The sequence below is a fragment of the Nocardiopsis sp. TNDT3 genome, from assembly GCF_003427465.1.
GTDB classification, from domain to species: Bacteria; Actinomycetota; Actinomycetes; order Streptosporangiales; family Streptosporangiaceae; genus Nocardiopsis; species Nocardiopsis dassonvillei.
On record NZ_QPFC01001047.1, the window covers coordinates 1 to 3,480 of the forward strand.

The 3,480-nt window shown below is 74.8% G+C and carries 2 protein-coding genes; one reads left to right on the forward strand and one right to left on the reverse strand.

Annotated features, from left to right (window positions below; translation table 11 throughout):
- Positions 1-150 precede the first annotated feature (150 nt).
- Positions 151-1,680 (forward strand): acyl-CoA synthetase, encoded by a 1,530-nt coding sequence (locus DQW06_RS23630; RefSeq protein WP_013153434.1) that lies wholly within the window; start codon positions 151-153, stop codon positions 1,678-1,680.
- Positions 1,681-1,758: 78 nt separating this feature from the next.
- On the opposite strand, the gene DQW06_RS23635 is transcribed toward DQW06_RS23630, so the two are convergent.
- Positions 1,759-3,480: type II CAAX prenyl endopeptidase Rce1 family protein (locus DQW06_RS23635; protein WP_157983580.1), on the reverse strand; the 1,722-nt coding region annotated here is incomplete at its 5' end.

Sequence of the window (3,480 nt, forward strand, 5' to 3'; positions counted from 1 at the left end):
GAGGGGGAACGCGCTGCCGGACCGCGAGGGGGCGCGGGCGCCCTCCGAGGGCCCGTTTCCTCCGCCGGGTGTTGCCAGTGCGGCCCGTGCGCCACAGGATGGGTCCTGCCGACGGCCCCAGGGGCCGTACCGACGGGCGGAAGGCAGGACATGACCGGTTCGACGACATCCAGCACCGTGGGCGACATCCTCCGGCGCAGCGCGGCGCGCACCCCCGGGCGTACCGCGCTGGTCTTCGGCGGGCGCTCCTGGACCTACGCCGACCTGGACGCCGCGGTCACCCGGGCCGCCGCACGCCTGCTCGGCCTCGGCGCCGTCCGGGGCGACCGGGTCGCGGCCTACGGCAGGAACTCCGACGCCTACCTCATCGGGTTCCTGGCCTGCGCCCGGGCGGGGCTGGTCCACGTGCCGGTCAACTTCGCCCTCAAGGGGGAGGAACTGGCCTACCTGCTGGAGCAGTCCGGCAGCACCATCGTCCTGACCGACCCCGCCCTGCGCCCGGCCGTGGACGCGCTGCGCGACGGGACCGGCGTGGAACAGGTGCTGGAGCTGCGCGAGGGCCCCGGTTCGCTGCTCGCCGACAGCCTGGAGGGGCCGGTGCCCGAACTGGACGCCGGGGTCCGCGACACCGACCTGGTGCAGCTGCTGTACACCTCCGGTACCACCTCCCGCCCCAAGGGCGCGATGATGACCCACCGGGCCCTCGTCCACGAGTACCTGTCCTGCGTGGTGGGCCTGGACCTGTCCGCCGACGACGAGCCCCTGCACGCCATGCCGCTCTACCACAGCGCGCAGATGCACGTCTTCCTCATGCCGTGGCTGGCGGTCGGGGCGCGCAACACCCTGGTGGAGGCGCCCGACCCCGCCGACCTGCTGGAGCGGATCGAGACGGCCGGACACCGGGCCTTCTTCGCCGCGCCCACGCTGTGGGTGGCGATGGCGGGCCACCCCGACTTCGCCCGGCGCGACCTGACGAGCCTGCGCAAGGCCTACTACGGGGCCTCCGTCATGCCCGGCCCGGTGCTGGAGAGGCTGCGTTCGACCCTGCCCGGACTGGGCTTCTACAACTGCTTCGGGCAGAGCGAGATCGGCCCGCTGGCCACCGTGCTGCGCCCCGAGGAGCACGACGCGCGCCCCGCCTCCGCGGGCCGATCCGCCCTGTTCGTGGAACTCAGGGTGGTGGACGACAGCGGCCGCGACGTCGCCCCCGGGGAGCTGGGCGAGGTGGTGTACCGGTCGCCGCAGCTGTGCCAGGGCTACTGGGACAAGCCCGAGGAGACCGAGGAGGCCTTCCGGGACGGCTGGTTCCACTCCGGCGACCTGGTGCGCGCCGACGCCGAGGGCTACATCGAGGTGGTGGACCGGATCAAGGACGTCATCAACACCGGCGGCGTGCTGGTGGCCTCCCGCGAGGTGGAGGACGCCCTGTACACCCACCCCGGGGTGGCCGAGGCCGCGGTGGTCGGCGCGCCCGACGAGAGGTGGATCGAGGCGGTGACCGCGTTCGTGGTGCCCACCGGGGAGGCCGACCCCGAGACCCTGCCCGACGACCTGGTGGAGCACGTGCGCGCCCGTCTGGCGGCGTTCAAGGCCCCCAAGGAGGTACGGGTGGTGGACGAGCTGCCGCGCAACGCCTCCGGCAAGATCCTCAAGCGCGAGCTGCGCGACCGCATCGCCTGACCGGCACCGCGCCGGGGTCGTCTCCGGGGCCGCGCGCCGCCGTGCGCGCGGCCGGAGCGCCGGGTGGGCGGCTGCGGCTCAGCCCATGCGGTCGGGCGCCTCCTCGGCGTAGCGGGCGGCCAGGGTGTGGAAGGCCAGTTTGGGCTCCCAGTGGCCGTCGTCGGGGGACAGCCCCGACTCCAGCGGTGGCGGGCGCACGATCCCGAAACTGGCCATGTCCTGGTCGCGGGTGGGATCGGGGGAGTAGCGGCAGTCGCCCTCGATGAACATGCACACGAACGCCCCGTGCACCTCCTCGGTCTCGAACACGTCCAGCAGGTCACTGATGAGGTCTGCCTGCACCCGCTCGTCGCGCACGTACCCGTCCCTGACCCTGCGGTCCCCCAGGTCGCTCCAGTCCAGGATGTCCGAGCCCGAGCCGCCCCTGTCCCGGGCGCCCTCGTAGGAACAGCAGCCGAACTCGGTGACGACCAGCGGTTTGCCGTGGGCGCGCAGCCGACGCAGCCCCTGCCGGTAGGAGCGGCGGGTGAGCTCGTCCAGGTAGTAGTCCACGCCGACCACGTCGAACGGCGTCCAGTCCACGGTCTCCCATGCACCGGAACCGTAGGTGAGCGGCCCGTGGAACCTCGCGCGCGCGGTGTCCGCCAGCTCGCGCAGCAGCCGGTTGAGCCTGCGGTCGAACCACGGCAGCAGGGGGAAGAGCAGCCCCAGCGCGCGCGTGCGCCGGTCCAGGTCGCGGCCGGGCAGCACCCCGGCGGCGAACAGGCTGATCTCGCAGCCCACGTTGAGGCCCACCCGTTCGGGGTGGTCGCGGCGCAGCCGTTCGGCGGCCTCGGCGGCCCGGCCCAGGTTGGCCGTCAGCTCGCCCGGCGCGGCGTCGACCAGGCGGGGCTGGACCCACACGTACAGCCCCCGGCCCAGCGCCAGGCGGGCCGCCTCCTCCAGCCGCCCGAGGTCCTCGCCGAAGACGGTGACCGCCGTGCAGTGCAGGTCCTCGCGGATCACCCGCATCTCCCGGTCCACCACATCCGGGCGCCACCGCGGCCGGGAGTTCTGACCGGGCAGGTAGCTGGAGCCGACGTCGTACAGGATCCCCCTCTGCGCCAGGGGGCGGCGCGGCCCGCCCGCGTCGGGGAAGGGGGTGCCCGCCCGGCCGCGGCCGCGCAACGCGTACACGACCCAGAAGGCGGCCAGGCCCGGGCCGAGGGAGAGCACCGCCTGCCAGGGTTCCGGAGCGGAGGACAGGCGCAGGCCGAGTTCATCGGAGAGCACGCCGACGGCGGTCAGGGCCGTTCGCGCGGCCAGCGGCGTCCACACCTCCCCGGTGGTCGTTCTCAGGGCCCCGAGGAACAGGCCCAGGAGGAACACCTCGCCGGAGAGCGCCGCCGAGCCGGTGACCGCGGCGGCGAAGAGCGTGTACAGGGCGGCCTGGCCGAGGAGAGCCGCCCACGGGGGGTACCGCAGCCCCAGGTGGTGCTGCGCGTAGCCGCGGAAGACCAGTTCCTCGGGCAGTATCTGGGCCGCCAGGAGCAGGGGCAGGGTCACGGCCAGGGCCGAGGCGGCGCCCCCGACCGCGCCGGTGTCCGGGGTGGCCGCGCCCAGGGCCCGCGCCGCGCCCAGGAGCGCGGCCGAGGCGAGCAGGACGGTGAGGGCTGCGGCCAGCGGGACGGGCCATCCCCGGGGCGCGAGGCCGAACGCGGGGGTCGGCGCGCGGTCCAGGAAGCGGCGGGCGGCCCACAGCAGCGGCGGCACCAGCGCCGTGCACAGCGCGGCCCGCACGGCCAGGGCGGGGAGGGAGTC